Here is a 26827-nt window from a genome sequence, read left to right as displayed (position 1 = left end):
TGAGCCAGAGCGTGCTATCGATAAGCCGTTCCTGCTGCCAATCGAAGACGTATTCTCCATCTCCGGCCGTGGTACCGTTGTTACCGGTCGTGTAGAGCGCGGTATCATCAAAGTTGGTGAAGAAGTTGAAATCGTTGGTATCAAAGATACTGCGAAATCTACCTGTACCGGCGTTGAAATGTTCCGCAAACTGCTGGACGAAGGCCGTGCTGGTGAGAACGTTGGTGTTCTGCTGCGTGGTATCAAACGTGAAGAAATCGAACGTGGTCAGGTACTGGCTAAGCCAGGCTCTATCAAGCCACACACCAAGTTCGAATCTGAAGTGTACATCCTGTCCAAAGACGAAGGCGGCCGTCATACTCCGTTCTTCAAAGGCTACCGTCCACAGTTCTACTTCCGTACAACTGACGTGACCGGCACCATCGAACTGCCAGAAGGCGTTGAGATGGTAATGCCTGGCGACAACATCAAAATGGTTGTTACCCTGATCCACCCAATCGCGATGGATGACGGTCTGCGTTTCGCAATCCGTGAAGGCGGCCGTACTGTTGGCGCGGGCGTTGTTGCTAAAGTTATCGCTTAATCGCTGATAATCTTTGACACAATGTGCAAGAAAAGGGCATCTTCGGATGCCCTTTTTTATGCTCTAAATATCCCCCTGAACTCCGTTCGTCCCTCGATTTGCATTTAGTCACTTTTCTTAGCATTCTGCCACGCGCCAACCCTTGTAAAGCCAATCATTCTCATTTACACTTTGCGCAGTTTTTGAGCGGGAGTGATTATGTACGTTTGCTTGTGTAACGGTGTAAGCGATAAGACAATTCGTCAGGCGGTGCGGCAGCACCATCCTCAGTCTTTTCAGCAGCTTAAAAAATTTATCCCGGTTGGAAACCAGTGTGGAAAGTGTGTTCGTCAGGCGCGAGAAATCATGCAGGATGAACTGATGCAGATCCCGGAATTTAAAGAGATCGCTTAAAATACGCCCATTTTTTTGACTTACTCTGTGCGACATCTACGCTTCATGTAGTGGAAGCGGAGGAAGTCAAAATGAAAGGTGATGTTAAGATAATAAATTATCTCAATAAATTATTGGGAAACGAGCTTGTCGCAATTAACCAGTATTTTCTGCATGCCCGCATGTTCAAAAACTGGGGTTTAAAACGTCTTAACGACGTCGAGTATCATGAGTCCATTGATGAAATGAAGCACGCAGATAAATACATCGAGCGTATTCTGTTTCTTGAAGGGCTACCGAATCTACAGGATCTTGGCAAGTTGGGCATCGGTGAAGATGTCGAAGAAATGTTGCGCTCCGACCTGAAGCTTGAGCTGGATGGCGCGAAGGATTTGCGTGAGGCAATAGCTTACGCCGATAAGGTTCATGATTACGTCAGTCGTGATTTGATGATTGAAATCCTGGCCGATGAAGAAGGCCATATTGACTGGCTTGAGACGGAACTGGATTTGATTCAGAAGCTGGGTATCCAGAACTATCTGCAGGCGCAGATACGCGACGAATAGCCCAGGACAGCCCGGACAGAGGGGCTCACCCTCTGTCTGTATACAGCACCTCACCAGAATGCCTGCCAGACGAACTCCCCCCAACCCGCAGCCGCCAGGTACGGTCCAAACGGTATAGTTTTTAGCAGCCGTTGTTTAGCGATATAAATGAAGCCCACTGAAGCCAGGCCCAACAGCGATGCCGCCGTAATCACTACCGGAAGGCTTTGCCAGCTGTTCCACGCCCCGATTGCCGCCAGTAACTTGAAGTCGCCATAGCCCAGCCCCTCCCGCCCGGTTTTCCAGCGGAATAGCTGAAACACGACCCACAGAGAAAGATAACCTGCGGCCGCGCCATAAACGGCATCATCCACGGTGCGAGGATCCATCAGGCAATGGAAAAGTAATCCCAGCCAGAGCAGGGGAAGGGTGAGTCTGTCGGGCAGCAGCTGGCTTCGAAAGTCGATGAGGCTAAGCGCCAGAGCCAAAGCAAAATAGAGTAGCGTGCCGGCCATCAATAGCCAGAAGACTGTGTCGCCGCTGTTTGTCATGTTTTCAACTCGCTGGGCAATAGGTTGCAGCATCCTGGCCCGTCAGGTTCTCCTGGCCAAGAAATAATAGATATCGGAGATGAATGCTGCGCAGCCTCTCGCAAAGAGGCCGGAATACGCCATCTGTGCCCCGCTGAAAAACAAAATTCAGGGAATCGGCGAAATTTCGACCCGGGCAGCTTGCAAGCGCGTTGGAAACCCGTATAATGCGCGGGCTGTCTTTATAGACAGCTGGTTCGATATGAACCCCGGTAGTAGTCAGTTGAAGAGATTCAGTTGCTATCAAACAATGTCCCCAATTGGGGGACTATGTATGAACGATTACACTCCCCCATCAATCGTAATGGGTGCGAGTAGTAATTTTTTTCGTCTATAAAATAATTGGAGCTCTGGTCTCATGCAGAACCAAAGAATCCGTATCCGCCTTAAAGCGTTTGATCATCGTCTGATCGATCAATCAACTGCGGAAATCGTCGAGACTGCTAAGCGCACTGGTGCGCAAGTCCGTGGTCCGATCCCGCTGCCGACCCGCAAAGAGCGCTTTACCGTTCTGATCTCCCCGCACGTCAACAAAGACGCGCGCGATCAGTACGAGATCCGCACTCACAAGCGTCTGGTTGACATCGTTGAGCCAACTGAGAAAACCGTTGATGCTCTGATGCGTCTGGATCTGGCTGCCGGTGTAGACGTGCAGATCAGCCTGGGTTAATCAGGTCATTGACGATTGAGAGGTTGAAACAATGATTGGTTTAGTCGGTAAAAAAGTGGGTATGACCCGTATCTTCACTGAAGATGGCGTTTCTATCCCAGTAACCGTAATTGAAGTTGAAGCAAACCGTGTTACTCAGGTTAAAGACCTGGCTAACGACGGCTACCGTGCAGTTCAGGTTACCACCGGTGCTAAAAAAGCTAACCGCGTAACCAAGCCGGAAGCTGGTCACTTCGCTAAAGCTGGCGTTGAAGCTGGCCGTGGTCTGTGGGAATTCCGTCTTGCTGAAGGCGAAGAGTTCACCGTAGGTCAGGACATTAGCGTTGAGCTGTTTGCTGAAGTTAAAAAAGTTGACGTAACCGGTACCTCTAAAGGTAAAGGTTTCGCAGGTACCGTTAAGCGCTGGAACTTCCGTACCCAGGATGCTACTCACGGTAACTCCTTGTCTCACCGCGTTCCGGGTTCTATCGGTCAGAACCAGACTCCGGGCAAAGTGTTCAAAGGCAAGAAAATGGCAGGCCAGCTGGGTAACGAACGTGTGACCGTTCAGAGCCTGGACGTAGTACGTGTTGACGCTGAGCGCAACCTGCTGCTGGTGAAAGGTGCTGTTCCGGGTGCAACCGGTAGCGACCTGATCGTTAAACCAGCTGTGAAGGCGTAAGGGGATAGCAATGGAATTAGTATTGAAAGACGCGCAAAGCGCGCTGACTGTTTCCGAAACTACCTTCGGTCGTGACTTCAACGAAGCGCTGGTACACCAGGTTGTTGTTGCTTATGCAGCTGGTGCTCGTCAGGGTACTCGTGCTCAGAAGACCCGTGCTGAAGTAACTGGTTCCGGCAAAAAGCCGTGGCGCCAGAAAGGTACCGGCCGTGCGCGTTCAGGTTCTATCAAGAGCCCGATCTGGCGTTCCGGTGGCGTAACCTTCGCTGCACGCCCGCAGGACCACAGTCAAAAAGTTAACAAAAAGATGTACCGCGGCGCGCTGAAAAGCATCCTGTCCGAACTGGTACGTCAGGATCGTCTGATCGTTGTTGAGCAGTTCTCTGTTGAAGCACCGAAAACCAAGCTGCTGGCTCAGAAACTGAAAGATATGGCTCTGGAAGATGTGCTGATCGTGACCGGTGAACTGGATGAGAATCTGTTCCTGGCAGCTCGCAACCTGCACAAGGTTGACGTGCGCGATGTAGCAGCAATCGACCCAGTTAGCCTGATCGCCTTCGACAAAGTCGTTATGACTGCGGAAGCAGTTAAGCAAGTTGAGGAGATGCTGGCATGATCCGTGAAGAACGTCTGCTGAAAGTAGTGCGTGCACCGCACGTATCTGAAAAAGCATCTACCGCGATGGAAAAAACCAATACCATCGTACTCAAAGTTGCGAAAGACGCGACCAAAGCAGAGATCGTTGCTGCTGTACAGAAGCTGTTCGAAGTTGAAGTTAAAGACGTGAACACCCTGGTTGTTAAAGGGAAAACTAAACGTCACGGACAGCGTGTTGGTCGTCGTAGCGACTGGAAAAAAGCTTACGTCACCCTGAAGGAAGGCCAGAACCTGGACTTCGTCGGCGGCGCTGAGTAAGTCGGAGGAGAAAGACAATGGCAGTTGTTAAATGTAAACCGACATCTCCGGGTCGTCGCCACGTAGTTAAAGTGGTTAACCCTGAGCTGCATAAGGGCAAGCCTTTTGCTCCGTTGCTGGAAAAAAACAGCAAATCCGGTGGCCGTAACAACAATGGTCGTATCACTACCCGTCATATCGGTGGTGGTCACAAGCAGGCTTACCGTATTGTTGACTTTAAACGCAACAAAGATGGTATCCCGGCAGTTGTTGAGCGTCTTGAGTACGATCCGAACCGTTCCGCGAATATCGCGCTGGTTCTGTACAAAGATGGCGAACGCCGTTACATCCTGGCCCCTAAAGGCCTGAAAGCTGGCGACCAGATTCAGTCTGGCGTTGATGCTGCAATCAAAGCTGGTAACACCCTGCCGATGCGCAACATCCCGGTTGGTTCTACTGTTCATAACGTAGAAATGAAACCTGGTAAAGGCGGTCAGCTGGCACGTTCCGCTGGTACCTACGTGCAGATCGTTGCGCGTGATGGTGCTTACGTTACCCTGCGTCTGCGTTCTGGTGAAATGCGTAAAGTCGAAGCTGACTGCCGCGCGACCCTGGGCGAAGTTGGCAACGCTGAGCATATGCTGCGCGTTCTGGGTAAAGCGGGTGCTGCTCGCTGGCGTGGTGTTCGTCCTACCGTTCGCGGTACTGCGATGAACCCAGTAGACCACCCACATGGTGGTGGTGAAGGTCGTAACTTTGGTAAGCACCCGGTTTCTCCGTGGGGCGTTCAGACCAAAGGTAAGAAGACCCGCAGCAACAAGCGTACTGATAAATTTATCGTACGTCGCCGTAGCAAATAATTTTAGAGGATAAGCCATGCCACGTTCTCTCAAGAAAGGTCCTTTTATTGACCTGCACTTGCTGAAGAAGGTAGAGAAAGCGGTGGAAAGCGGTGACAAGAAGCCCCTGCGCACTTGGTCCCGTCGTTCAACGATCTTTCCTAACATGATCGGTTTGACCATCGCTGTCCATAATGGTCGTCAGCACGTTCCAGTCTTTGTTTCCGACGAAATGGTCGGCCACAAGCTGGGTGAATTCGCACCGACTCGTACTTATCGCGGCCACGCTGCTGATAAAAAAGCGAAGAAGAAATAAGGTAGGAGGAAGAGATGGAAACTTTAGCTCAACATCGCCATGCTCGTTCTTCTGCTCAGAAGGTTCGCCTTGTTGCTGACCTGATTCGCGGTAAGAAAGTGTCGCAGGCTCTGGATATTCTGACCTACACCAACAAGAAAGCGGCTGTATTGGTTAAGAAAGTACTGGAATCTGCCATTGCTAACGCTGAACACAACGATGGCGCTGACATTGACGATCTGAAAGTCGCGAAAATCTTCGTAGACGAAGGCCCTAGCATGAAGCGCATTATGCCTCGTGCAAAAGGTCGTGCAGATCGCATCCTGAAGCGCACCAGCCACATTACTGTGGTTGTGTCCGATCGCTGAGACTCTGGAGACTAGCAATGGGTCAGAAAGTACATCCTAATGGTATTCGCCTGGGTATTGTAAAACCATGGAACTCTACTTGGTTTGCGAACACCAAAGAATTCGCTGACAACCTGGACAGCGATTTTAAAGTACGTCAGTACCTGACTAAGGAACTGGCTAAAGCGTCTGTATCTCGTATCGTTATCGAGCGTCCAGCTAAGAGCATCCGTGTGACTATTCACACCGCTCGCCCTGGCATCGTTATCGGTAAGAAAGGCGAAGACGTTGAAAAACTGCGCAAGGTCGTAGCGGATATCGCTGGCGTTCCTGCACAGATCAATATCGCCGAAGTACGTAAGCCTGAACTGGACGCAAAACTGGTTGCTGACAGCATCACTTCACAGCTGGAACGTCGTGTTATGTTCCGTCGTGCTATGAAGCGTGCTGTACAGAACGCCATGCGTCTGGGCGCTAAAGGTATTAAAGTTGAAGTTAGCGGCCGTCTGGGCGGCGCCGAGATCGCACGTACCGAATGGTACCGTGAAGGTCGCGTGCCGTTGCACACTCTGCGTGCTGACATTGACTACAACACCTCTGAAGCGCACACCACTTATGGTGTAATCGGCGTTAAAGTGTGGATCTTCAAAGGTGAGATCCTGGGTGGGATGGCTGCTGTTGAACAACCGGAACCGGCTGCTCAACCTAAAAAGCAGCAGCGTAAAGGCCGTAAGTAAGGAGAGTCGCTGATGTTACAACCAAAGCGTACAAAATTCCGTAAAGTGCACAAAGGCCGCAACCGTGGTCTGGCGCAGGGTACGGATGTTAGCTTCGGCACTTTCGGTCTGAAAGCTGTTGGCCGTGGTCGTCTGACTGCACGTCAGATCGAAGCAGCACGTCGTGCAATGACCCGTGCAGTTAAGCGTCAGGGTAAGATCTGGATCCGTGTATTCCCGGACAAACCGATCACCGAAAAGCCGCTTGAAGTGCGTATGGGTAAAGGTAAAGGTAACGTGGAGTATTGGGTTGCCTTAATCCAGCCGGGCAAAGTCCTGTATGAAATGGACGGCGTTCCTGAAGAGCTGGCCCGTGAAGCCTTCAAGCTGGCAGCAGCGAAACTGCCGATCAAAACCACCTTTGTAACTAAGACGGTGATGTAATGAAAGCAAAAGAGCTGCGTGAAAAGAGCGTCGAAGAGCTGAACACCGAGCTGCTGAACCTGCTGCGCGAGCAGTTCAACCTGCGTATGCAGGCTGCAAGTGGCCAGCTGCAACAGACTCACCTGCTGAAGCAGGTTCGTCGTGATGTTGCTCGTGTTAAGACTTTACTGACTCAGAAGGCGGGTGCGTAATGACCGATAAAATCCGTACTCTGCAAGGTCGCGTTGTCAGCGACAAAATGGAGAAATCCATTGTTGTTGCCATCGAACGTTTTGTGAAGCACCCAATCTACGGGAAATTCATCAAGCGTACGACCAAACTGCACGTACATGACGAGAACAACGAATGCGGTACCGGTGACGTGGTTGAAATCCGCGAATGCCGTCCGCTGTCCAAGACTAAGTCCTGGACGCTGGTTCGCGTTGTAGAGAAAGCGGTTCTGTAATACAGTAAGCCTTCTCAAACAGATAAACGGCTCAGCGATGAGCCGTTTATTTTTTCTACCCATTCACAGGAACCGGTGTTATAATGCCGCGCCCTCGTTTATGGGGCTTTTTAACGACCTGAATTTCAGGTCCCGAAGTAGTAGTTGACATTAGCGGAGCACTGAAATGATCCAAGAACAGACTATGCTGACCGTGGCCGACAACTCCGGCGCACGTCGCGTAATGTGTATCAAGGTTCTGGGTGGCTCGCACCGTCGCTACGCAGGCGTCGGCGACATCATCAAGATTACCATCAAGGAAGCAATTCCTCGCGGTAAGGTGAAGAAAGGCGATGTGCTGAAAGCGGTAGTGGTGCGCACCAGGAAGGGTGTTCGTCGCCCGGACGGTTCTGTCATTCGCTTCGATGGTAATGCATGCGTTATTTTAAACAATAACAGCGAGCAGCCAATCGGCACGCGTATTTTTGGGCCGGTAACTCGTGAACTGCGTAATGAGAAGTTCATGAAAATTATCTCTCTGGCACCAGAAGTACTCTAAGGAGCGAATCATGGCAGCGAAAATCCGTCGTGATGACGAAGTTATCGTGTTAACCGGTAAAGACAAAGGTAAACGCGGTAAAGTAAAAAATGTTCTGTCTTCCGGCAAGATCATTGTTGAAGGTATCAACCTGGTTAAGAAACATCAGAAGCCGGTTCCGGCCCTGAACCAACCAGGTGGCATCGTTGAAAAAGAAGCTGCAATTCAAGTTTCTAACGTTGCGCTCTTCAACGCGGCAACCGGCAAGGCTGACCGTGTAGGCTTTAGATTCGAAGACGGCAAAAAAGTCCGTTTCTTCAAGTCTAACAGCGAAACTATCAAGTAATTTGGAGTAGTACGATGGCGAAACTGCATGATTACTACAAAGACGAAGTAGTTAACAAACTCATGACTGAGTTTAGCTACAATTCTGTCATGCAAGTCCCTCGGGTCGAGAAGATCACCCTGAACATGGGTGTTGGTGAAGCGATCGCTGACAAGAAACTGCTGGATAATGCAGCAGCAGACCTGACAGCAATCTCCGGTCAAAAGCCGTTGATCACCAAAGCACGCAAATCTGTTGCAGGCTTCAAAATCCGTCAGGGCTATCCGATCGGCTGTAAAGTAACTCTGCGTGGCGAACGCATGTGGGAGTTCCTTGAGCGTCTGATCACTATTGCTGTACCGCGTATCCGTGACTTCCGTGGCTTGTCCGCTAAGTCTTTCGACGGTCGTGGTAACTACAGCATGGGTGTCCGTGAGCAGATCATCTTCCCAGAAATCGATTACGACAAAGTCGATCGCGTCCGTGGTTTGGATATTACCATTACCACTACTGCGAAATCTGATGATGAAGGCCGTGCTCTGCTGGCTGCCTTTAACTTCCCGTTCCGCAAGTAAGGTAGGGTTACTTCATGGCTAAGCAATCAATGAAAGCACGCGAAGTAAAGCGCGTTGCTTTGGCTGATAAATTCTTCGCTAAACGCGCAGAATTGAAAGCTATCATTTCTGATGTGAACGCGTCCGACGAAGACCGTTGGAGCGCTGTTCTCAAGCTGCAAACTCTGCCGCGTGATTCCAGCCCGTCCCGTCAGCGTAAACGCTGCCGCCAGACTGGTCGTCCACATGGTTATGTGGGCAAGTTCGGGTTGAGCCGTATCAAGCTGCGTGAAGCCGCCATGCGCGGTGAAGTGCCTGGCTTGAAAAAGGCTAGCTGGTAATTGTCACCAATTGAATCACGGGAGTAGAGACAGATGAGCATGCAAGATCCGATCGCGGATATGCTGACCCGTATCCGTAACGGTCAGGCCGCGAACAAAGTTGCGGTCACCATGCCTTCCTCCAAGCTGAAAGTGGCAATCGCCAACGTGCTGAAGGAAGAAGGTTATATTGAAGAATTTAAAATTGAAGGCGACATCAAGCCTGAACTGGAACTGACTCTTAAGTATTTCCAGGGCAAGGCTGTGGTAGAGAGCATTCAGCGAGTCAGCCGCCCAGGCCTGCGCATCTATAAGAAAAAAGATGAGCTGCCTAAAGTTATGGCCGGTATGGGTATTGCTGTCGTTTCTACCTCTAAAGGTGTTATGACTGATCGTGCAGCGCGCCAGGCTGGTCTTGGTGGCGAAATTATCTGCTACGTAGCGTAATTGGAGGAATAAAATGTCTCGTGTTGCTAAAGCACCGGTCGTTGTTCCTGCAGGCGTAGAGGTAAAACTCAACGGTCAGGTTATTTCGATCAAAGGTAAAAACGGCGAGCTGACTCGTACTATCAACGATGCTGTTGAAGTAAAACACGCTGAAAATGCACTGACTTTCGCTCCGCGCGAAGGTTTTGCAAACGCGTGGGCCCAAGCGGGTACCACTCGTGCGTTGTTGAACTCAATGGTTGTCGGTGTTACCGAAGGCTTCACTAAGAAGCTGCAGCTGGTTGGTGTAGGTTATCGTGCAGCCGTTAAAGGCGACGTGGTGAATTTAGCCTTGGGCTTCTCTCACCCTGTTGAGCATAAGCTGCCTGCGGGTATCACTGCTGAATGTCCGACTCAAACTGAAATCGTGCTGAAAGGCGCTGATAAGCAGGTGATCGGTCAGGTTGCAGCTGATCTGCGCGCCTACCGTCGTCCTGAGCCTTATAAAGGCAAGGGTGTTCGTTACGCCGACGAAGTCGTGCGTACCAAAGAGGCTAAGAAGAAGTAAGGTAACACTATGGATAAGAAATCTGCTCGTATCCGTCGTGCGACCCGCGCACGTCACAAGCTCAAGGAACTGGGCGCGACTCGTCTGGTGGTACATCGTACCCCGCGTCATATTTACGCACAGGTAATCGCTCCAAATGGTTCTGAAGTTCTGGTAGCTGCATCTACTGTAGAAAAAGCTATCACTGAGCAACTGAAGTACACTGGAAACAAAGACGCCGCTGCAGCTGTAGGTAAAGCTGTCGCTGAGCGCGCACTGGAAAAAGGCATCACCGTTGTTGCTTTTGACCGTGCTGGTTTCCAATATCATGGTCGTGTCCAGGCACTGGCAGATGCTGCCCGTGAAGCTGGCCTTCAGTTCTAAGGTAGAGGTGTAAGATGTCTCACATCGAAAAACAAGCTGGCGAACTGCAGGAAAAGCTGATCGCGGTAAATCGCGTATCTAAAACCGTTAAAGGCGGTCGTATTTTCTCCTTCACTGCTCTGACAGTGGTAGGCGACGGTAACGGTCGTATTGGTTTTGGTTACGGTAAAGCGCGTGAAGTTCCAGCAGCGATCCAGAAAGCGATGGAAAAAGCCCGTCGCAACATGATTAACGTCGCGCTGAACCACGGCACCCTGCAGCACCCTGTTAAAGGTGTGCACACAGGTTCTCGTGTGTTCATGCAGCCGGCTTCCCAGGGTACCGGTATTATCGCCGGCGGTGCAATGCGTGCCGTTCTGGAAGTCGCTGGAGTTCATAACGTTCTGGCTAAAGCGTATGGTTCTACAAACCCGATTAACGTGGTTCGTGCAACTATCGATGGCCTGGCGAATATGAAGTCTCCAGAAATGGTCGCTGCCAAGCGTGGTAAATCCGTTGAAGAAATTCTGGGGTAATTGACCATGGCAAAGACTATTAAAATAACTCAAACCCGCAGTGCAATCGGTCGTCTGCCGAAACACAAGGCAACGCTGCTTGGCCTGGGTCTGCGTCGTATTGGCCACACCGTAGAGCGCGAGGATACTCCTGCTGTACGTGGTATGGTCAACGCGGTTTCCTACATGGTTAAAGTTGAGGAGTAAGAGATGCGTTTAAATACTCTGTCTCCGGCCGAAGGGTCTAAGCACGCGTCTAAGCGTCTGGGTCGTGGTATCGGTTCTGGCCTCGGTAAAACCGGCGGTCGTGGTCACAAAGGTCAGAACTCTCGTTCTGGCGGTGGCGTACGTCGTGGTTTCGAAGGTGGTCAGATGCCGTTATACCGTCGTCTGCCGAAATTCGGTTTCACCTCTCGCAAAGCAATGATCACGGCAGAAGTTCGTCTGTCCGATCTGGCGAAAGTTGAAGGCGACGTAGTTGACCTGAACACGCTGAAAGCAGCAAACATTATCGGTATTCAGATCGAGTTCGCGAAAGTGATCCTGTCTGGTGAGGTAACTCGTCCGGTAACTGTTAGCGGCCTGCGTGTCACCAAAGGCGCTCGTGCTGCTATCGAAGCTGCTGGCGGTAAAATCGAGGAATAAGTAGCAGATGGCAAAACAACCGGGATTAGATTTTCAAAGTGCTAAAGGCGGCCTCGGCGAGCTGAAACGCAGACTGATGTTTGTTATCGGTGCGCTGATTGTGTTTCGTATTGGCTCTTTTATTCCGATCCCTGGTATTGATGCCGCTGTGCTTGCCAAACTGCTTGAGCAACAGCGAGGCACCATCATTGAAATGTTCAACATGTTCTCTGGTGGTGCTCTCAGCCGTGCTTCTATCTTCGCGCTGGGTATCATGCCGTATATTTCGGCATCGATCATTATACAGCTGCTTACCGTGGTTCACCCCGCGCTGGCAGAGCTGAAGAAAGAAGGGGAATCTGGTCGTCGTAAGATTAGCCAGTACACCCGTTACGGCACTCTGGTGCTGGCAATATTCCAGTCAATCGGTATTGCTACCGGTTTACCGAATATGCCTGGTATGCAGGGCCTGGTGTTAAACCCAGGCTTTGCATTCTATTTCACCGCTGTTGTAAGTCTGGTTACCGGGACAATGTTCCTGATGTGGCTGGGCGAACAGATTACTGAACGCGGTATCGGCAACGGTATCTCAATCATAATCTTCGCGGGTATCGTTGCGGGTCTTCCGCCGGCCATTGGCCATACCATCGAGCAAGCAAGGCAAGGCGACCTGCACTTCCTCCTGTTGCTGTTGGTTGCAGTATTAGTATTTGCAGTGACCTTCTTCGTTGTTTTTGTTGAGCGTGGCCAGCGCCGCATTGTGGTCAACTACGCTAAACGTCAACAGGGTCGTCGTGTCTATGCTGCGCAGAGCACACATTTACCGCTGAAAGTGAACATGGCCGGGGTTATCCCTGCGATCTTCGCCTCCAGTATTATCCTGTTCCCGGCAACCATCGCGTCATGGTTCGGGGGCGGTACCGGTTGGAACTGGCTGACAACAATTTCGCTGTATTTGCAGCCTGGGCAACCGCTTTATGTGTTACTCTATGCGTCTGCAATCATCTTCTTCTGTTTCTTCTACACGGCGTTGGTTTTCAACCCGCGTGAAACAGCAGATAACCTGAAGAAGTCCGGTGCATTTGTACCAGGAATTCGTCCGGGAGAACAAACGGCGAAGTATATCGATAAAGTAATGACCCGCCTGACTCTGGTTGGTGCGCTCTACATTACCTTTATCTGCCTAATCCCGGAGTTCATGCGCGATGCAATGAAAGTGCCGTTCTACTTCGGTGGGACCTCACTGCTTATCGTTGTTGTCGTTATCATGGACTTTATGGCTCAAGTGCAAACTCTAATGATGTCAAGTCAGTACGAGTCTGCATTGAAGAAAGCGAACCTGAAAGGCTACGGCCGTTAATTGTCGCTTGAGAAGTTACGGAGAGTAAAAATGAAAGTTCGTGCTTCCGTCAAGAAATTATGTCGTAACTGCAAAATCGTTAAGCGTGAAGGTGTTATTCGCGTGATTTGCAGCGTCGAACCGAAGCATAAACAGCGTCAAGGCTGATTATCTCGCATATTTTTCTTGCAAAGTTGGGTTGAGCTGGCTAGATTAGCCAGCCAATCTTTTGTATGTCTATGCGTTTCCATTTGAGTATCCTGAAAACGGGCTTTTCGGTATGGGACGCATAATCTAAATAGTAGGAGTGCATAGTGGCCCGTATAGCAGGCATTAACATTCCTGATCAGAAACATGCCGTGATCGCATTAACTTCGATCTACGGTGTCGGCAAGACTCGATCCAAAGCCATCTGCGCTGCGGCGGGTATCGCTGAAGATGTTAAGATCAGTGAGCTGTCTGAAGAACAAATCGACACGCTGCGTGACGAAGTTGCCAAATTTGTCGTTGAAGGTGATCTGCGCCGTGAAGTGAGTATGAGCATCAAGCGTCTGATGGACCTTGGTTGCTATCGCGGTTTGCGTCATCGTCGTGGTCTGCCAGTGCGCGGTCAGCGTACTAAGACCAACGCCCGTACCCGTAAGGGTCCGCGCAAACCGATCAAGAAATAATCGGGGTGATTGAATAATGGCAAAGGCACCAATTCGTGCACGTAAACGTGTAAGAAAAACAGTCTCTGACGGCGTGGCTCATGTCCATGCTTCTTTCAACAACACCATCGTTACTATTACCGATCGTCAGGGTAATGCGTTGGGTTGGGCAACTGCCGGTGGTTCCGGTTTCCGTGGTTCTCGCAAATCCACTCCGTTTGCAGCTCAGGTTGCAGCAGAGCGTTGCGCAGAAGCCGTGAAAGAATACGGTATCAAGAACCTGGAAGTTATGGTTAAGGGACCGGGTCCGGGTCGCGAATCTACCATTCGTGCTCTGAACGCCGCTGGTTTCCGCATCACTAATATTACTGATGTGACTCCGATCCCTCACAACGGTTGTCGTCCGCCGAAAAAACGCCGCGTATAACGCGTTCGTTTTCTAGGATTGTTGGAGAAAGAAAATGGCAAGATATTTGGGTCCTAAGCTCAAGCTGAGCCGTCGTGAGGGCACAGACCTGTTCCTTAAGTCTGGCGTTCGCGCGATCGATACCAAGTGTAAAATTGAACAAGCTCCTGGCCAGCACGGTGCGCGTAAACCGCGTCTGTCTGACTATGGTGTGCAGTTGCGTGAAAAGCAGAAAGTTCGCCGTATCTATGGTGTGCTGGAGCGTCAGTTCCGTAACTATTATAAAGAAGCAGCTCGTCTGAAAGGCAACACCGGTGAAAACCTGTTGGCTCTGCTGGAAGGTCGTCTGGACAACGTAGTTTATCGTATGGGCTTTGGCGCTACTCGTGCAGAAGCACGTCAGCTGGTTAGCCATAAAGCAATTATGGTAAACGGTCGCGTTGTTAACATCGCTTCTTATCAGGTAACTCCGAATGACGTAGTCAGCATCCGTGAGAAAGCCAAAAAGCAATCTCGCGTTAAGGCCGCTCTGGAGCTGGCTGAGCAGCGTGAAAAGCCAACCTGGCTGGAAGTTGATGCTGCCAAGATGGAAGGTGTGTTTAAGCGTAAGCCTGAGCGTACCGATCTGTCTGCCGACATTAACGAACACCTGATCGTCGAGCTTTACTCCAAGTAAAGCTTAGTACCAAAGAGAGGACACAATGCAGGGTTCTGTGACAGAGTTTCTAAAACCACGCCTGGTAGATATCGAGCAAGTGAGTTCGACGCACGCCAAGGTGACCCTTGAGCCGTTAGAGCGTGGCTTTGGCCATACTCTTGGTAACGCACTGCGCCGTATTCTGCTTTCATCGATGCCGGGTTGCGCGGTGACTGAGGTTGAGATTGATGGTGTACTGCACGAGTACAGCACCAAAGAAGGCGTTCAGGAAGATATCCTGGAAATCCTGCTCAACCTGAAAGGGCTGGCGGTAAGAGTTCAAGGCAAAGATGAAGTTATTCTTACCCTGAATAAATCTGGCATTGGCCCTGTGACCGCAGCCGACATCACCCATGATGGTGATGTCGAAATCGTCAAGCCGCAGCATGTGATCTGCCACCTGACCGATGAGAACGCCGCTATTAGCATGCGTATCAAAGTTCAGCGCGGTCGCGGTTATGTGCCGGCTTCTGCCCGAATTCATTCGGAAGAAGATGAGCGCCCAATCGGCCGTCTGCTGGTCGACGCCTGCTACAGCCCTGTAGAGCGTATTGCCTACAATGTTGAAGCAGCGCGTGTAGAACAGCGTACCGACCTGGACAAGCTGGTCATCGAAATGGAAACCAACGGCACAATCGATCCTGAAGAGGCGATTCGTCGTGCGGCAACCATCCTGGCAGAACAACTTGAAGCTTTCGTTGACTTACGTGATGTTCGTCAGCCGGAAGTTAAAGAAGAGAAACCAGAATTCGATCCGATCTTGCTGCGCCCTGTTGACGATCTGGAATTGACTGTCCGCTCTGCTAACTGCCTTAAGGCAGAAGCTATCCACTATATCGGTGATCTGGTACAGCGTACCGAGGTTGAGCTGCTTAAAACGCCTAACCTGGGTAAAAAATCTCTTACCGAGATTAAAGACGTGCTGGCTTCCCGTGGTCTTTCTCTGGGCATGCGCCTGGAAAACTGGCCACCGGCAAGCATCGCTGACGAGTAACCGGATCACAGGTTAAGGTTTTACTGAGAAGGATAAGGTCATGCGCCATCGTAAGAGTGGTCGTCAACTGAACCGCAACAGCAGCCATCGCCAGGCTATGTTCCGCAACATGGCAGGTTCACTGGTTCGTCATGAGATAATCAAGACGACCCTGCCTAAAGCGAAAGAGCTGCGTCGCGTAGTTGAGCCGCTGATTACTCTTGCCAAGACTGACAGCGTTGCTAATCGTCGTCTGGCATTCGCCCGCACTCGTGATAACGAGATCGTGGCAAAACTGTTTAATGAACTGGGTCCGCGTTTTGCGAGCCGTACCGGTGGTTACACTCGTATTCTGAAGTGTGGCTTCCGTGCAGGTGACAATGCTCCGATGGCTTACATCGAGCTGGTTGATCGCGCCGAGTCTCAAACAGAAGCTGCTGCAGAGTAATCTGTAGTAACGTAGAAAAACCGGGCTTGCCCGGTTTTTTTATATCTAAAATATCCCTTTCCTCACGCTTTCCTCGTATTCTTGTAGAACTCCCTGCTAACCAGAGGTTGTTATGTGGTTGCTCGATCAATGGGCTGAGCGGCATATTCTCGATGCTCAGCGCAATGGTGATTTTGATAGCCTGCCCGGCAGCGGCGAACCGATAATGCTTGATGATGACAGCCACGTACCGCCCGAACTACGAGCGGGTTACCGTTTGCTGAAAAATGCGGGCTGTTTACCGCCTGAATTACAGCAACGAAGAGAGGCTCTGGAGCTGGTTGACCTGCTAAAAACGGTCCATGCTCAAAGTAAGGAATATCAGGAAATCAGTAAAAAGCTCAGTTTGCTTGAGCTTAAACTGCGGCAGGCCGGGGTTAATACCGATTTTCTTCGTGGTGAGTACGGGGCTAAATTAATGCAGCACATTAGCGAGGAAAAATGATGTTTCGCATAGGTGAGTTGGCAAAACTGGCGAACGTGACGCCGGACACTATTCGTTACTACGAAAAGCAAAACATGATGGATCACGAAGTTCGCACGGAAGGTGGCTTCCGACTGTATAACGACAGCGACCTGCAGCGGCTTAAGTTCATTCGTTATGCCAAGCAGTTAGGATTTACCCTTGAGGCCATCCGCGAGCTACTTTCGATCCGCATCGATCCGGAACATCATACCTGCCAGGAGTCAAAAGGCATTGTGCAAAGCAGGCTGACGGAAGTGGAAGCAAAGATTAAAGAGCTACAAAATATGCGCCGCTCCCTGCAGCGTTTGAATGATGCATGCTGCGGAAGCGCGCACAGCAGCGTTTACTGCTCAATTCTGGAAGCCCTGGAGCAGGGAGCCAGCATCCGAAAATAGCCGCTTGATCTTTTATTGAGCGAGGAATAGACTCGCGCCGTTAATTTAACCGATATGGAGTGGATATGAGCAACAAATACCGCCATCAAAAAGGGCAAATCAAGGATAACGCCATCGAGGCGCTGTTACATGACCCATTGTTCAGGCAGAGAATCGAGAAGAATAAGAAAGGGAAAGGGAGCTATCAGCGCAACGAGAAACATGGCAAACGAGGTAACTGGGAGGCCAGTGGCAAACAAGCAAAACGCTTTTTTACCACTGGCCTTCTGCTTTTAGCAGCCTGGATTAATCGCGTTGGTTCTGCTGTTTCAGCAGATCGCGAATTTCGCCCAGCAGAACTTCTTCTTTAGAAGGCGCTGCAGGTGCAGCCGGCTCTTCAGTCTTCTTACGGTTCAGCTTATTAATAACTTTAATTGCCATGAAAATAGCAAAAGCGACAATTACGAAATCAAAGATGTTCTGAATAAACACGCCGTAATGCATGACAACTGCAGGCACATCGCCCTGTGCGTCGCGCAGCGTTAACGCAAACTGTTTGAAATCAACACCACCAATCAGCAAGCCCAGCGGAGGCATAATTATATCCGCCACCAGTGAGGAAACGATTTTCCCGAATGCTGCCCCAATAATCACACCCACTGCCAAATCGACAACATTTCCGCGCATCGCGAATTCGCGGAATTCTTTTAAAATACTCATTTATCTCTCCTTGTACCGGCTGGCAGTTTTAATTCTAACAAAGGATGTCTTAATTTCCATAACCGTAGAAAATAAGAATGCTTTGTTAATTCCTTAATATTAAGAAGGGCTTATTACATTAAAGCGAGGCAACAACAACGGCTGCCCCGATTCTTTTACAGGAAGAAAGGACTTGGCTGGAACAACCGTTCAACGTCGCTGACAAACTTCTTATCCGTCAGGAACATAATGACGTGGTCGCCCTGCTCAATACGCAGATTGTCATTGGCAATCATCACATCGTTGCCGCGAACAACGGCGCCGATAATCGTACCCGGCGGCAGTTTTATCTCGTCTATTACGCGCCCAACAACGCGGGAAGTACTTTCATCCCCGTGAGCTACCGCTTCTATTGCCTCGGCAACGCCACGGCGTAAAGAGGAAACACCTACAATATCAGCTTTTCGAACGTGACCAAGCAAAGCGGAAATCGTCGCCTGCTGCGGCGATATAGCGATATCAATCACGCTGCCCTGAACCAGGTCGACATAGGCTTTACGCTGTATCAGCACCATTACTTTTTTGGCACCCATGCGTTTTGCCAGCATGGCAGACATGATATTTGCTTCATCGTCGTTGGTGACAGCGATAAACAAATCGACTTGCTCAATATGTTCTTCGGCCAGCAGCTCCTGATCGGACGCATCACCGTAAAATACGATGGTATTTTGCAGCATTTCAGCCAGCTCGGAGGCTCGCTGCTGGTCGCGCTCGATAAGCTTTACGCTGTAATCCTTTTCCAGTCTGTGAGCCAAACCAGCACCGATATTACCGCCGCCGACCAGCATAATGCGCTTATAGGGTTTTTCGAGACGCTGTAGCTCGCTCATAACGGCACGAATATTTTGCGAAGCAGCGATAAAGAACACCTCATCGCCCGCTTCAACTATCGTCGAACCCTGGGGACGAATAGGACGATCGTGACGGAAAATGGCTGCTACACGCGTATCGATGTGCGGCATATGCTCGCGCATTGTGGAGAGCGCATTGCCCACTAGCGGGCCGCCATAATAAGCTTTTACCACGGCGAGGCTGACTTTCCCTTCCGCGAAATTCACAACCTGCAATGCACCCGGGTACTCAATCAGCCGATAGATATTGTCGATAACCAGCTGCTCGGGCGCTATCAGGTGGTCGATAGGAACAGCTTCTGCATTGAAAAGCTTTTCCGCATCGCGCACGTAGTCCGGCGCACGAATACGTGCGATACGGTTTGGCGTGTTAAACAGCGAATAGGCAACCTGGCAGGCTATCATGTTCGTTTCATCGGAGCTGGTAACCGCGACCAGCATATCTGCGTCATCGGCACCGGCTTCACGCAGCACCCGGGGATGAGAACCATGTCCCTGCACTACGCGCAAATCAAACTTATCCTGCAGAATACGCAGGCGAGCCTGGTTGGTGTCGACCACGGTAATATCGTTGTTCTCGCCAACCAGGTTTTCCGCCAGAGTGCCGCCAACCTGACCGGCACCCAGAATAATTATTTTCATCGTTTATCGCTTCACGAGTGATGAAACCTAAGACTCAGCCTGAGGGGGAGTCAGCTCTTAATTAGCTTAGCGTAATAGAAGCCGTCGCCGTCTTCCGCCGCCGGCAGATTTTGAATACCCGGCGTTTTTTCATCACCGGTTTCAACCAGTTTCGCATCCGCATGGCGTGCCAGGAACGCGGTAACCTGTTCCTTGTTTTCTTCCGGCAGTACGGAGCACGTTGCGTACACCATCGTGCCGCCTGATTTAAGGTGAGGCCAGATAGCGTCCAGAATCTCTTTTTGCAAAGCAACCAGTTCAGGAATATCTCTGTCTCGGCGCAGCCATTTAATATCCGGGTGACGGCGAATAACGCCGGTGGCCGAACATGGCGCGTCCAGCAGAATACGGTCGAACTTAGCATCACCGCACCATTGAGCCGGGAAGCGGCCGTCGCCCAGTTTTACTTCGGCGTTCATACCCAGGCGCTCAAGGTTTTCATGCACGCGCTTCAGGCGCTGGGCGTCGACATCTACCGCCATAACCTTCGCGCCCGGAGCTGCTTCCATGATATGAGTGGTTTTGCCGCCCGGAGCTGCGCAAAGATCCAAAATCGTTTCGCCGTTTTGCGGATCTAAAAGATCAACACAGCCCTGAGCCGAGGCATCCTGCACCGTAACCCAACCCTGTTCGAAACCGGGCAATGCGAGAACCGGAGCCGGTGAGTCAAGGCGTACAGCATCGCGATACTCAGGATGAGCGTGGCCTTCCAGACCTGCTTCTGCAAGCAGTTGCAGCCAGGCTTCTCGGGTATGGTGCTGGCGATTCACGCGCAGCCACATCGGTGGACGTTGGTTGTTCGCTTCTATAATGGCCTGCCAGCAATCCGGATAAGCCTTCTTCAGGCGCTGCAATAGCCAGGAAGGATGCAGGAAGCGGCTTTCATGCTTAGCCGCTTCAGCCATCAGGCTTTCCTGTTGGCGCTGGAACTGGCGCAGCACGCCGTTGATCAGGCCTTTAAAGGCCTGACGCTTGATAGCGATTGCACCTTCAACGGTTTCCGCCAGGGCAGCATGAGCAGGAATACGGGTATACAGCAGCTGATAGAAGCCGACCATAATTAAGTAATGGATCGTACGCTGTTTGCCGGTCATCGGGCGGGACATCAACTTGCCAACCAGCCACTCAAGCTGCGGCAGAGTACGCAGCACGCCAAAGCACAGCTCCTGGAGCAGCGCTCTGTCTTTGTCAGACACTTTTTGCTGCATCGTAGGCAGTACATTACTTAATGATTGTCCCTGTTCGACAACCTGTTCAATCGTTTGGGCAGCCAGGCTGCGGAGGTTTTGTGTTTTTTTCATTACCGTGCTCTGGTTTTTCCAGCGCTATAAACAAAAATGCCCAGGTTACCCCGGGCGTATAGATTCAACTGCTTCAGGCGAGAAGGCTTCCCGGCTCGAACCATTCACGGCGCGAGTTAAGAAGATCCTGAGCTTTCATGGCTTTTTTACCGGCAGGCTGCAGCTCTTCAAGATTGAGGATCCCGTCAGCGGTAGCGACCTGAATTCCTGCCTTACTGACTGCAACAATAGTGCCCGGTGCAGCGCCTGCCTGAGCAGGAATAACCGAGGCGCGCCAGACTTTCAGCGGCTGGCCGTCAATCTCGAGCCAGCTCATCGGCCACGGATTAAAAGCACGAATGCAGCGCTCCAGCTGTACCGCGGAGAGATTCCAGTCAATTCTCGCTTCTTCCTTGCTGAGCTTTTCAGCGTAGGTAACCAGCGCTTCATCCTGAACTTCCGGTTTTGCCGTTCCGCTGGCTAACTGTTGCAACGTGTTCAGCAGGCCTTCAGGGCCCAGACCGGCCAGCTTGTCGTACAGCGTACCGCTGGTGTCGTCCGCTTCAATCGGGCAGGAGAGCTTATACAGCATGTCGCCGGTATCGAGGCCAACGTCCATCTGCATGATGGTCACGCCGGTTTCAGCATCGCCAGCCCACAGAGAACGCTGGATAGGCGCCGCGCCGCGCCAGCGAGGCAGCAGAGAACCGTGTACGTTCACGCAGCCAAGGCGAGGCATCTCAAGTACGGCCAGGGGTAAAATCAGGCCATAAGCGACAACGACCATAACATCAGCATTGAGGTCGGCGACCAGCTGCTGGTTCTCGGTTTTGCGCAGAGTCGCAGGTTGGAATACAGGAATACCTTTCTCTTCTGCCAGCACTTTTACCGGGCTGGGCATGAGTTTTTTACCGCGGCCAGCCGGGCGGTCTGGCTGGGTGAATACGCCAACCACCTGGTGCTGAGAAGACAACAGCGCGTCAAGATGACGCGCTGCAAAATCGGGCGTTCCGGCGAAGATAATACGCAGTGAATCTGACACGTTGATTGTTGTCCTTAAGCTTTCGCTTTCAAACGGTCGAGTTTTTCAACTTTCTGACGAATACGTTGTTGCTTAAGCGGCGACAGATAATCAATAAACAGTTTACCGACCAGGTGATCCATTTCATGCTGAATACAGATAGCCAGCAGGCCGTCGGCTTCCAGCTCAAAAGGCTTACCGTTGCGATCCAGCGCGCGGATTTTCACTTTTTCGGCGCGCGGCACCAGAGCACGCTGCTCCGGAATCGACAGGCAGCCTTCTTCGATACCGGTCTCGCCGCTTTTTTCCAGCAGCTCCGGGTTGATCAGCACCAGCTGCTGGTCACGATTTTCGGAAACATCAATAACAATGATGCGTTGATGAATATCAACCTGCGTAGCCGCCAGGCCGATACCCTCTTCGTCATACATTGTTTCGAACATATCATCGACGATGCGCTGAATGTCCGCATTCACTTCTTCAACCGGCTTAGCGACTTTGCGAAGGCGCTCGTCGGGAATATGTAATACTTGCAAAACTGCCATAAATATCCAGAGCTGTGTTCAGTAGTAGAAAGGATTATTCCCTCTATTCTAGACATTTCCCCGGCTGATTGACAGCATCAGTGACCAATCGCAAGGATTGCTTTTACGGCCTGTGGCAGGGGGAAATGGTGTCGCGAACCGAGATTTGGCTGCGTCTTATGGCAGTTAAGGGACTGGGTGGAGATAAGTGCTTAAAAATAGCCCATTTCCTGCAACGATGCCCCGTGGTAGACGGAGAAAGCCTGCATGCATCGGGGTTAACCGCACGCGAGCGGGCGTTATTTAAGGTCGTCGATGAGCGCCAGTTGGAGGCCAGCTTTGACTGGCTGAACAAGCCCGGTCAGTCACTCCTTACGGCAGAAGATGCTCATTATCCCGACCAGCTCAGGGCGATAAACGACTACCCGGCAGCGCTCTTTATCATCGGAAGCCCGGAGTTGCTCAGGCAGCATCAGTTGGCGGTGGTCGGGAGCCGCAATCTTTCCGATTATGGGGAACGCAACTGTAGGCAATTTTGTGAAGTTCTGGCCCAGTCAGGGCTGATTATTACCAGCGGGCTGGCGCTGGGAATAGACGGCGTTGCCCACCGCGCGGCGCTGCGGGTAAAGGGTAAAACAATTGCGGTATTGGGTAACGGCCTCGCGGGCGTGCACCCCAGGCGCCATTCGGCGCTGGCCAGGCAGATAGCCGAACAAGGGGGCATCGTTCTTTCCGAGTTTCCTTTAGCCTGTACGCCATGGCCGTCGAACTTCCCGTGGCGCAATCGAGTTATCAGCGGCCTGAGCCGCGCCGTATTTGTGGTTGAGGCGGGAGAAAGAAGCGGGTCTCTGGTTACCGCTCGCTGCGCCATTGAGCAGGGAAGAGAGGTTTTTGCTTTGCCGGGCCCGGTCGGTAGCCCCGGCAGCGAAGGGCCGCACTGGCTTATCCAGCAAGGGGCCAATCTGGTACGTCATCCGCAGGATATCCTTGATTATCTGACATCGGAGCTATGCTGGCTCAGCGCTTCGCACGAAGTGCCAATATATTCACCAAATGAACAGGAAGGCGCATTGCCATTTCCCCATCTGTTGGCTAACGTAGGAGATGAGGTTACACCTGTTGACGTCGTCGCTGAACTTGCCGGCCAACCTGTGCCAGAGACGGTAGCCCAACTGCTCGAACTGGAGTTAGCAGGATGGATCGCAGCTGTACCCGGCGGCTATGTCCGATTGAGGAGGGCATGCCATGTTCGACGTACTAATGTACTTATTTGAAACCTACATCCACAGCGAAGCAGAGATGCGCGTTGATCAGGATAAGTTGACGAGCGATCTCACCGACGCCGGTTTTGATCGTGAGGACATTTATAACGCGTTAGTGTGGCTTGAGAAGCTGGCCGACTACCAGGAGGGGTTGACCGAGCCGATGCAGCTTGCTGCCGACCCTCTTTCTATGCGGATCTTTACCGCAGAGGAGAGCCAGAGGCTGGATGCAGACTGCCGGGGTTTCTTATTATTCCTTGAGCAGATTCAGGTGCTGAACCTCGAAACCCGTGAAATGGTCATTGAGCGCGTGCTGGCGCTGGATACCGCTGAATTTGAACTGGAAGACCTGAAGTGGGTTGTACTGATGGTGCTGTTCAATATTCCGGGTTGTGAAAACGCTTACCAGCAAATGGAAGAATTACTCTTCGAGGCAAATGAAGGTATGCTGCACTAAATTGAGTTGCAGCATGAGATGTTATGGCCAAGTCAGCACTGTTTACGGTGCCCAAAAATGAGCCCTGCCCCCAGTGTGGGGCAGAGCTGCTTATTCGTTCCGGCAAACACGGTCCTTTTTTGGGCTGTTCCCACTACCCGGAATGCGATTATGTGCGCCCGCTAAAAAGCCAGGCCGACGGGCACATTGTTAAGGTGCTCGACGGTCAGCAATGCCCGCTTTGCCAGGCGACGCTCGTCCTGCGTCAGGGGCGCTTCGGCATGTTTATCGGCTGCAGTAATTATCCTGAATGCGAACACACTGAAATCATCGACAAACCTGATGAGACGGCAATCGCCTGCCCGCAGTGCCGGAAAGGACAGCTGGTTCAGCGCCGTTCGCGTTACGGGAAAACATTCTGGTCTTGTGATTGCTATCCTGAATGCCAGTTTGTCATCAATTTTAAACCGGTCGCGGGCGTTTGCTCTGAATGCCAGTACCCGCTGCTTATTGAAAAGAAAACGGCGCAGGGCCTGAAGCGCTTCTGTGCCAGTAAACAATGTGGAAAGCCGGCAACGGCGGAACAAGCCAGTGAATAAAAACCTGCCTGAAGGCCAGCTCGCGCAGATCGTAGCGGCCCTGAAACAACAACAAGTCATCGCTTACCCAACCGAGGCCGTTTTCGGCGTAGGTTGTGACCCGGATAGTGAACTCGCCGTCACCCGGCTGCTGGAGTTAAAGCAGCGCCCGGTAGAAAAAGGCCTGATCCTGATTGCGGCTGATTTCGAGCAACTGAAACCTTATATAGATGAGGCTGTGTTAACTGAAGAGCAGCGTCAGGCGGTTTTTGCCAGCTGGCCAGGTCCGGTCACCTTTGTCTTTCCTGCGCTGGCGAATACGCCGAAATGGCTGACCGGCCGCTTTGACTCGCTCGCGGTACGTGTTACCGACCATCCGCTGGTTAAAGAGCTGTGCCTCGCTTACGGCAAGCCTCTGGTTTCAACCAGCGCCAATCTTACCGGGCTGCCGCCGTGCCGTAGCGTCGAAGAAGTGCAGCAGCAATTTGGCAACGACTTCCCGGTGTTGATGGGCGATACCGGCGGGCGTCTGAATCCTTCCGAAATTCGCGATGCCTTAACCGGCGAACTGTTCCGCCAGGGGTAAATATGGAAACCTACGCCGTTTTTGGTAACCCAATTCAGCACAGCAAATCGCCGCTGATCCATCGCCTTTTTGCGGAGCAGATGGCAATTGAGCATCCTTACGGGCGAGTACTTGCCCCGCTGGATGCCTTTATTGAAACACTTGAGGCCTTTTTTGCCGAAGGTGGAAAGGGGGCCAACGTAACGGTTCCATTTAAAGAGCAGGCTTTTGCCCACGCGGATGAGCTAACCGAGCGTGCGGCGCTTGCGGGGGCAGTGAATACCCTGAAGCGTTTAGAAGACGGGCGTTTACTCGGGGATAATACCGACGGCATTGGCCTGCTGAGCGACCTTGAACGTCTTAAACTTATCAAGCCGGGTGCTCGCGTTCTGCTGGTGGGTGCCGGTGGTGCCGCTCGTGGCGTGTTGCTGCCGCTGCTGTCTCTGGATTGTGCGGTGACGATAACTAACCGGACATTTGCCAAAGCAGAAGAGCTCGCGCAGCTGTTTGGCCACACCGGAAGCGTGAATGCCGTAGCAATGGATGCCCTTGGCGGGCATGAGTTCGATCTGCTGATCAACGCGACCTCCAGCGGGATCGGCGGCGAGATCCCTGCGCTACCGTCCTCCCTTCTTTCTCATCGCGTCAGCTGTTATGACATGTTTTACCGTAAAGGGTTAACGCCTTTCCTTTCGTGGGCGGTAGAGGGTGGCGTTGTACACTATGCTGATGGGCTGGGTATGCTGGTGGGCCAGGCGGCGCATGCTTTTATGCTCTGGCATGGCAAACTGCCGGAAGTGGCACCGGTTATTACCGCGCTGAAAAGAGAAATGGCTGAATGAACCAGGCGATTCAATTCCCCGACCGTGAAGTCTGGGATGAATCTCTCCAGGCAATCTGCTTCCCGGCTCTGGTAAACGGCTTTCAGGTTAACTGTGCGATTTCGGCCGCCGCCGTTGCCACCCGCTTTGGTGGCAACAGTGCACAACAGTGGCTGGCGTTATTTCGCGAAAGCCGCTGGGATGTGGAAGAAGAGTTTGAAACTTTGATCCGCAGCGAACAGGAAGACTCTCAGGGTTGGTACTGGTTATCCTGAGCCAGGTATTCATCTTTCCAGCGTACATAGTTGTTGGCGGAATAAATTAACCCGGCCAGTTCGGCCTCCGTTAAACGACGAATCTGTTTCACCGGGCTGCCAAGATAGAGGTAGCCGCTTTCCAGACGCTTATTTTGCGGCACCAGGCTACCGGCTCCGATCATAACGTCGTCTTCTATTACTACTCCATCCAGCAGAATCGAACCCATTCCTACTAACACGCGGTTGCCGATGGCGCAGCCGTGCAGCATAACTTTATGCCCAACCGTCACATCTTCCCCAACCACCAGTGGATTGCCCTCGGGCTTATATGAAGATTTGTGCGTAACGTGCAGCACGCTGCCGTCCTGAATATTGGTTCGCGCGCCGATGGAGACAGAGTTTACGTCGCCGCGAATGGCGACCAGCGGCCAGATACTGACATCATCAGCAAGTTTCACATCGCCGATAACCACGCTGGTGGGGTCAACCATCACTTTTTGCCCAAGTTGGGGAAAGGTTTTTTGAAAAGCACGTAATACCGCAGACATAAACACCTCGGGAAATTCATTGCGTAACCAGACTCTGGCTGCTTTCTTGAGCAATGGCAAGGGAGTAAAGCGCTATAAAGGGGGCAGATCGAACAGGATCTCGACGAAAAGAGTGAAAACTAAACATTCGGAAAAAAAGATCGAAAAAGTACTTGTGCTAAAAATCGGGATCCCTATAATGCGCCTCCATCGAGACGGAACAGTGAATGACTTCACAAAATGTCCGGTTCGATAAAGAGAAAAAATCCTGAAAATCGGGG

Annotated in this window: 47 protein-coding genes; 40 read left to right on the top strand and 7 right to left on the bottom strand. The window is 51.6% G+C overall.

The window, feature by feature from the left end; all coding sequences use genetic code 11:
- The 3 genes from HMPREF0201_RS19540 to bfr form a co-directional block, all read left to right on the top strand.
- A partial coding sequence (locus tag HMPREF0201_RS19540) for an EF-Tu C-terminal domain-related protein (RefSeq protein WP_016517377.1) occupies nucleotides 1-583 on the top strand: 583 nt, incomplete at its 5' end.
- Nucleotides 584-781: 198 nt separating this feature from the next.
- Nucleotides 782-976, top strand: coding sequence for a bacterioferritin-associated ferredoxin (gene bfd, locus HMPREF0201_RS19535; RefSeq protein WP_016538470.1), 195 nt, complete (start codon nucleotides 782-784; stop codon nucleotides 974-976).
- Between the two features lie 71 nt (nucleotides 977-1047).
- A complete protein-coding gene (gene bfr, locus HMPREF0201_RS19530; RefSeq protein ID WP_039898889.1) occupies nucleotides 1048-1521 on the top strand; it encodes a bacterioferritin in 474 nt (157 codons plus the stop codon).
- Nucleotides 1522-1571: 50 nt separating this feature from the next.
- On the opposite strand, the gene HMPREF0201_RS19525 is transcribed toward bfr, so the two are convergent.
- Nucleotides 1572-2084, bottom strand: a complete 513-nt coding sequence (locus HMPREF0201_RS19525) for a prepilin peptidase (protein WP_016538468.1) — start codon at nucleotides 2082-2084, stop codon at nucleotides 1572-1574.
- A 364-nt stretch (nucleotides 2085-2448) separates the two neighbouring features.
- Between HMPREF0201_RS19525 and rpsJ the strand changes: the two genes are divergently transcribed.
- The 31 genes from rpsJ to HMPREF0201_RS22760 all read left to right on the top strand — a co-directional run bounded on the left by rpsJ (nucleotide 2449) and on the right by HMPREF0201_RS22760 (nucleotide 17355).
- The gene (rpsJ, locus tag HMPREF0201_RS19520; protein ID WP_001181005.1) at nucleotides 2449-2760 is read left to right on the top strand and encodes a 30S ribosomal protein S10; all 312 of its coding nucleotides are present in this window, start codon (nucleotides 2449-2451) and stop codon (nucleotides 2758-2760) included.
- 31 nt (nucleotides 2761-2791) lie between these two features.
- The gene (gene rplC, locus HMPREF0201_RS19515; RefSeq protein ID WP_016538466.1) at nucleotides 2792-3421 is read left to right on the top strand and encodes a 50S ribosomal protein L3; all 630 of its coding nucleotides are present in this window, start codon (nucleotides 2792-2794) and stop codon (nucleotides 3419-3421) included.
- A 10-nt stretch (nucleotides 3422-3431) separates the two neighbouring features.
- On the top strand, nucleotides 3432-4037 hold the full coding sequence (rplD, locus tag HMPREF0201_RS19510) for a 50S ribosomal protein L4 (RefSeq protein WP_008457145.1): 606 nt from the start codon (nucleotides 3432-3434) through the stop codon (nucleotides 4035-4037).
- Nucleotides 4034-4336 carry a 50S ribosomal protein L23 gene (gene rplW / locus HMPREF0201_RS19505; RefSeq protein ID WP_016538465.1) on the top strand — a complete coding sequence of 101 codons (303 nt, stop codon included), beginning with the start codon at nucleotides 4034-4036 and terminating at the stop codon, nucleotides 4334-4336. The genes rplD and rplW overlap by 4 nt, the downstream gene beginning before the upstream one ends.
- Nucleotides 4337-4353: 17 nt before the next feature.
- Nucleotides 4354-5175, top strand: a complete 822-nt coding sequence (gene rplB / locus HMPREF0201_RS19500; RefSeq protein ID WP_008457150.1) for a 50S ribosomal protein L2 — start codon at nucleotides 4354-4356, stop codon at nucleotides 5173-5175.
- A gap of 16 nt (nucleotides 5176-5191) precedes the next feature.
- Nucleotides 5192-5470, top strand: coding sequence for a 30S ribosomal protein S19 (gene rpsS / locus HMPREF0201_RS19495; protein WP_001138115.1), 279 nt, complete (start codon nucleotides 5192-5194; stop codon nucleotides 5468-5470).
- A 14-nt stretch (nucleotides 5471-5484) separates the two neighbouring features.
- Nucleotides 5485-5817, top strand: a complete 333-nt coding sequence (gene rplV / locus HMPREF0201_RS19490; protein WP_002919773.1) for a 50S ribosomal protein L22 — start codon at nucleotides 5485-5487, stop codon at nucleotides 5815-5817.
- Between the two features lie 17 nt (nucleotides 5818-5834).
- Complete coding sequence (gene rpsC / locus HMPREF0201_RS19485) at nucleotides 5835-6533, top strand: 30S ribosomal protein S3 (RefSeq protein ID WP_006817277.1); 699 nt, start codon at nucleotides 5835-5837, stop codon at nucleotides 6531-6533.
- Between the two features lie 12 nt (nucleotides 6534-6545).
- Complete coding sequence (gene rplP, locus HMPREF0201_RS19480) at nucleotides 6546-6956, top strand: 50S ribosomal protein L16 (RefSeq protein WP_002438716.1); 411 nt, start codon at nucleotides 6546-6548, stop codon at nucleotides 6954-6956.
- Complete coding sequence (gene rpmC / locus HMPREF0201_RS19475) at nucleotides 6956-7147, top strand: 50S ribosomal protein L29 (protein WP_008457158.1); 192 nt, start codon at nucleotides 6956-6958, stop codon at nucleotides 7145-7147. The genes rplP and rpmC overlap by 1 nt, the downstream gene beginning before the upstream one ends.
- Nucleotides 7147-7401 (top strand): 30S ribosomal protein S17, encoded by a 255-nt coding sequence (rpsQ, locus tag HMPREF0201_RS19470; protein WP_003031120.1) that lies wholly within the window; start codon nucleotides 7147-7149, stop codon nucleotides 7399-7401. The genes rpmC and rpsQ overlap by 1 nt, the downstream gene beginning before the upstream one ends.
- 166 nt (nucleotides 7402-7567) lie before the next feature.
- Nucleotides 7568-7939 (top strand): 50S ribosomal protein L14, encoded by a 372-nt coding sequence (gene rplN, locus HMPREF0201_RS19465; RefSeq protein ID WP_002438705.1) that lies wholly within the window; start codon nucleotides 7568-7570, stop codon nucleotides 7937-7939.
- Nucleotides 7940-7949: 10 nt separating this feature from the next.
- On the top strand, nucleotides 7950-8264 hold the full coding sequence (gene rplX, locus HMPREF0201_RS19460; RefSeq protein WP_016538464.1) for a 50S ribosomal protein L24: 315 nt from the start codon (nucleotides 7950-7952) through the stop codon (nucleotides 8262-8264).
- 14 nt (nucleotides 8265-8278) lie between these two features.
- Nucleotides 8279-8818, top strand: a complete 540-nt coding sequence (rplE, locus tag HMPREF0201_RS19455; RefSeq protein ID WP_016538463.1) for a 50S ribosomal protein L5 — start codon at nucleotides 8279-8281, stop codon at nucleotides 8816-8818.
- Between the two features lie 14 nt (nucleotides 8819-8832).
- On the top strand, nucleotides 8833-9138 hold the full coding sequence (gene rpsN / locus HMPREF0201_RS19450) for a 30S ribosomal protein S14 (protein ID WP_016538462.1): 306 nt from the start codon (nucleotides 8833-8835) through the stop codon (nucleotides 9136-9138).
- A gap of 33 nt (nucleotides 9139-9171) precedes the next feature.
- Nucleotides 9172-9564, top strand: coding sequence for a 30S ribosomal protein S8 (rpsH, locus tag HMPREF0201_RS19445; protein WP_008457173.1), 393 nt, complete (start codon nucleotides 9172-9174; stop codon nucleotides 9562-9564).
- Between the two features lie 13 nt (nucleotides 9565-9577).
- Entirely contained in the window at nucleotides 9578-10111 is a 534-nt protein-coding gene (gene rplF, locus HMPREF0201_RS19440) for a 50S ribosomal protein L6 (RefSeq protein ID WP_016538461.1), read from the top strand.
- Nucleotides 10112-10120: 9 nt separating this feature from the next.
- Nucleotides 10121-10474, top strand: coding sequence for a 50S ribosomal protein L18 (gene rplR, locus HMPREF0201_RS19435; RefSeq protein WP_008457177.1), 354 nt, complete (start codon nucleotides 10121-10123; stop codon nucleotides 10472-10474).
- Between the two features lie 14 nt (nucleotides 10475-10488).
- Nucleotides 10489-10989 (top strand): 30S ribosomal protein S5, encoded by a 501-nt coding sequence (gene rpsE / locus HMPREF0201_RS19430; RefSeq protein ID WP_016538460.1) that lies wholly within the window; start codon nucleotides 10489-10491, stop codon nucleotides 10987-10989.
- 6 nt (nucleotides 10990-10995) lie between these two features.
- The gene (gene rpmD / locus HMPREF0201_RS19425; RefSeq protein ID WP_004846568.1) at nucleotides 10996-11175 is read left to right on the top strand and encodes a 50S ribosomal protein L30; all 180 of its coding nucleotides are present in this window, start codon (nucleotides 10996-10998) and stop codon (nucleotides 11173-11175) included.
- 3 nt (nucleotides 11176-11178) lie between these two features.
- Complete coding sequence (rplO, locus tag HMPREF0201_RS19420; RefSeq protein ID WP_008457184.1) at nucleotides 11179-11613, top strand: 50S ribosomal protein L15; 435 nt, start codon at nucleotides 11179-11181, stop codon at nucleotides 11611-11613.
- A 7-nt stretch (nucleotides 11614-11620) separates the two neighbouring features.
- Complete coding sequence (gene secY / locus HMPREF0201_RS19415; protein ID WP_008457186.1) at nucleotides 11621-12952, top strand: preprotein translocase subunit SecY; 1332 nt, start codon at nucleotides 11621-11623, stop codon at nucleotides 12950-12952.
- A gap of 30 nt (nucleotides 12953-12982) precedes the next feature.
- On the top strand, nucleotides 12983-13099 hold the full coding sequence (gene rpmJ / locus HMPREF0201_RS19410; protein WP_039898881.1) for a 50S ribosomal protein L36: 117 nt from the start codon (nucleotides 12983-12985) through the stop codon (nucleotides 13097-13099).
- A gap of 146 nt (nucleotides 13100-13245) precedes the next feature.
- Complete coding sequence (gene rpsM / locus HMPREF0201_RS19405) at nucleotides 13246-13602, top strand: 30S ribosomal protein S13 (protein WP_008457189.1); 357 nt, start codon at nucleotides 13246-13248, stop codon at nucleotides 13600-13602.
- Between the two features lie 16 nt (nucleotides 13603-13618).
- Nucleotides 13619-14008: a 30S ribosomal protein S11 gene (rpsK, locus tag HMPREF0201_RS19400; RefSeq protein WP_008457192.1), complete on the top strand. Its 390-nt coding sequence runs from the start codon at nucleotides 13619-13621 to the stop codon at nucleotides 14006-14008.
- A 34-nt stretch (nucleotides 14009-14042) separates the two neighbouring features.
- Complete coding sequence (gene rpsD / locus HMPREF0201_RS19395) at nucleotides 14043-14663, top strand: 30S ribosomal protein S4 (RefSeq protein WP_008457194.1); 621 nt, start codon at nucleotides 14043-14045, stop codon at nucleotides 14661-14663.
- 25 nt (nucleotides 14664-14688) lie between these two features.
- A complete protein-coding gene (locus tag HMPREF0201_RS19390) occupies nucleotides 14689-15678 on the top strand; it encodes a DNA-directed RNA polymerase subunit alpha (RefSeq protein ID WP_002919219.1) in 990 nt (329 codons plus the stop codon).
- 40 nt (nucleotides 15679-15718) lie between these two features.
- Nucleotides 15719-16105 (top strand): 50S ribosomal protein L17, encoded by a 387-nt coding sequence (gene rplQ / locus HMPREF0201_RS19385; RefSeq protein WP_039898879.1) that lies wholly within the window; start codon nucleotides 15719-15721, stop codon nucleotides 16103-16105.
- Nucleotides 16106-16217: 112 nt separating this feature from the next.
- On the top strand, nucleotides 16218-16589 hold the full coding sequence (locus HMPREF0201_RS19380) for a DnaJ family domain-containing protein (protein WP_016538457.1): 372 nt from the start codon (nucleotides 16218-16220) through the stop codon (nucleotides 16587-16589).
- Entirely contained in the window at nucleotides 16589-17005 is a 417-nt protein-coding gene (gene zntR / locus HMPREF0201_RS19375) for a Zn(2+)-responsive transcriptional regulator (RefSeq protein WP_039898877.1), read from the top strand. Before HMPREF0201_RS19380 ends, zntR begins: the two co-directional genes overlap by 1 nt.
- Nucleotides 17006-17070: 65 nt before the next feature.
- Nucleotides 17071-17355 (top strand): alternative ribosome-rescue factor A, encoded by a 285-nt coding sequence (locus tag HMPREF0201_RS22760; protein WP_071704118.1) that lies wholly within the window; start codon nucleotides 17071-17073, stop codon nucleotides 17353-17355.
- Here the strand turns inward: HMPREF0201_RS22760 and mscL are convergent.
- From mscL to def, 5 genes are all read right to left on the bottom strand, one after another.
- Nucleotides 17291-17704, bottom strand: coding sequence for a large-conductance mechanosensitive channel protein MscL (mscL, locus tag HMPREF0201_RS19370; RefSeq protein ID WP_016538455.1), 414 nt, complete (start codon nucleotides 17702-17704; stop codon nucleotides 17291-17293). The two genes, HMPREF0201_RS22760 and mscL, sit on opposite strands and share 65 nt — an antisense overlap.
- A gap of 155 nt (nucleotides 17705-17859) precedes the next feature.
- Entirely contained in the window at nucleotides 17860-19236 is a 1377-nt protein-coding gene (gene trkA / locus HMPREF0201_RS19365) for a Trk system potassium transporter TrkA (RefSeq protein ID WP_016538454.1), read from the bottom strand.
- 50 nt (nucleotides 19237-19286) lie between these two features.
- Nucleotides 19287-20576: a 16S rRNA (cytosine(967)-C(5))-methyltransferase RsmB gene (rsmB, locus tag HMPREF0201_RS19360; protein ID WP_016538453.1), complete on the bottom strand. Its 1290-nt coding sequence runs from the start codon at nucleotides 20574-20576 to the stop codon at nucleotides 19287-19289.
- Nucleotides 20577-20649: 73 nt separating this feature from the next.
- Nucleotides 20650-21597, bottom strand: coding sequence for a methionyl-tRNA formyltransferase (gene fmt, locus HMPREF0201_RS19355; protein WP_016538452.1), 948 nt, complete (start codon nucleotides 21595-21597; stop codon nucleotides 20650-20652).
- A gap of 14 nt (nucleotides 21598-21611) precedes the next feature.
- On the bottom strand, nucleotides 21612-22121 hold the full coding sequence (gene def, locus HMPREF0201_RS19350) for a peptide deformylase (RefSeq protein WP_016538451.1): 510 nt from the start codon (nucleotides 22119-22121) through the stop codon (nucleotides 21612-21614).
- Nucleotides 22122-22249: 128 nt separating this feature from the next.
- On the opposite strand from def, the gene dprA reads away from it, so the two are divergent.
- The 6 genes from dprA to HMPREF0201_RS19320 are packed head-to-tail and all read left to right on the top strand — an operon-like array spanning nucleotide 22250 to nucleotide 26037.
- Nucleotides 22250-23374, top strand: a complete 1125-nt coding sequence (dprA, locus tag HMPREF0201_RS19345) for a DNA-protecting protein DprA (RefSeq protein WP_039899449.1) — start codon at nucleotides 22250-22252, stop codon at nucleotides 23372-23374.
- Nucleotides 23346-23819: a DUF494 family protein Smg gene (gene smg / locus HMPREF0201_RS19340; protein ID WP_039898875.1), complete on the top strand. Its 474-nt coding sequence runs from the start codon at nucleotides 23346-23348 to the stop codon at nucleotides 23817-23819. The genes dprA and smg overlap by 29 nt, the downstream gene beginning before the upstream one ends.
- A gap of 23 nt (nucleotides 23820-23842) precedes the next feature.
- A complete protein-coding gene (locus HMPREF0201_RS19335; RefSeq protein ID WP_039898874.1) occupies nucleotides 23843-24397 on the top strand; it encodes a DNA topoisomerase family protein in 555 nt (184 codons plus the stop codon).
- A complete protein-coding gene (gene tsaC, locus HMPREF0201_RS19330) occupies nucleotides 24390-24962 on the top strand; it encodes an L-threonylcarbamoyladenylate synthase type 1 TsaC (protein WP_016538447.1) in 573 nt (190 codons plus the stop codon). Before HMPREF0201_RS19335 ends, tsaC begins: the two co-directional genes overlap by 8 nt.
- Nucleotides 24963-24964: 2 nt before the next feature.
- Nucleotides 24965-25783, top strand: coding sequence for a shikimate dehydrogenase (aroE, locus tag HMPREF0201_RS19325; RefSeq protein ID WP_016538446.1), 819 nt, complete (start codon nucleotides 24965-24967; stop codon nucleotides 25781-25783).
- A complete protein-coding gene (locus HMPREF0201_RS19320) occupies nucleotides 25780-26037 on the top strand; it encodes a DUF1488 family protein (RefSeq protein WP_016538445.1) in 258 nt (85 codons plus the stop codon). The genes aroE and HMPREF0201_RS19320 overlap by 4 nt, the downstream gene beginning before the upstream one ends.
- Here the strand turns inward: HMPREF0201_RS19320 and HMPREF0201_RS19315 are convergent.
- The gene (locus tag HMPREF0201_RS19315) at nucleotides 26013-26567 is read right to left on the bottom strand and encodes a gamma carbonic anhydrase family protein (protein WP_039898873.1); all 555 of its coding nucleotides are present in this window, start codon (nucleotides 26565-26567) and stop codon (nucleotides 26013-26015) included. The genes HMPREF0201_RS19320 and HMPREF0201_RS19315 overlap by 25 nt on opposite strands.
- Nucleotides 26568-26827: the final 260 nt, after the last annotated feature.

This window comes from Cedecea davisae DSM 4568 (assembly GCF_000412335.2).
Lineage (GTDB): Bacteria > Pseudomonadota > Gammaproteobacteria > Enterobacterales > Enterobacteriaceae > Cedecea > Cedecea davisae.
The sequence above is the reverse complement of the archived record's forward strand: the minus strand, read 5'-3'. Positions and strand labels throughout refer to the sequence as shown.